The following is a 657-nucleotide window of genomic DNA, read 5'->3' on the forward strand; positions in this document are numbered from 1 at the left end:
GCTCTTCTACCGTGTTAAACATGAAGGACACTTTAAAGGTCTGAAACTCTTTACCGAAACGGGCTTTTCCGTGCACGATAGAGTGCATTTCAACGTCCAGTAGCTTGGCAGAACGTTCCATGTTATCGAGCATGGTTGCTAGCCGAGGTGTACTGTCTGAAATACCTGAGATTTCAATTTCTAGATCGTTCATTTTGATCTTGTCGACATACACGCCTTCTGGAATAACAGCAGGCATGAGGTTCATAAAATCAGTGGTTTTATTCCGACCATTTTGCAACGCTTCCACAACTTTCAAGCGTTCCAAGATTTTGCTGTGTTCAAGCTCCGCGATCTTCATCGCTTCTATCCGCTTATCTAGATCGGAAATGTACGTTGTTAGATAGTCGAGTCGCTCTTGTTGAAGATCTTGTTGGTACGCATAATATTGGCCAACGCCCCACTGAATCCCCAACGCCACCATGACGTCCAATACGGCTAAACCGACAAATCGACGACGATGCTCTTCCCTTTGATTTTCGCGCCAAGGCAATAAGTTAATGCGATACAGCACGCACACCTCCTAACCAATGAATGCCGCGCACCGCCAGCCCTGCAGCTGTCGAAAAATGTTGCCAATCAGCCGCTCGTCGCTTGCGTTTCGACACTTTCATTTCA

General features: G+C 46.6%; 1 protein-coding gene and 1 pseudogene. Both read right to left on the minus strand.

The features are described 5' to 3' along the window. Positions 1 to 553: PilN domain-containing protein (locus tag R7Q11_RS26865; RefSeq protein WP_225467075.1), on the minus strand; the 553-nt coding region annotated here is incomplete at its 3' end. After that, positions 537 to 657 (minus strand): annotated as a pseudogene (locus R7Q11_RS26870) (pilus assembly protein PilM); the annotation flags it as partial. The pseudogene R7Q11_RS26870 and the gene R7Q11_RS26865, both read right to left, overlap by 17 nt.

Source organism: Vibrio sp. 970 (assembly GCF_033339075.1).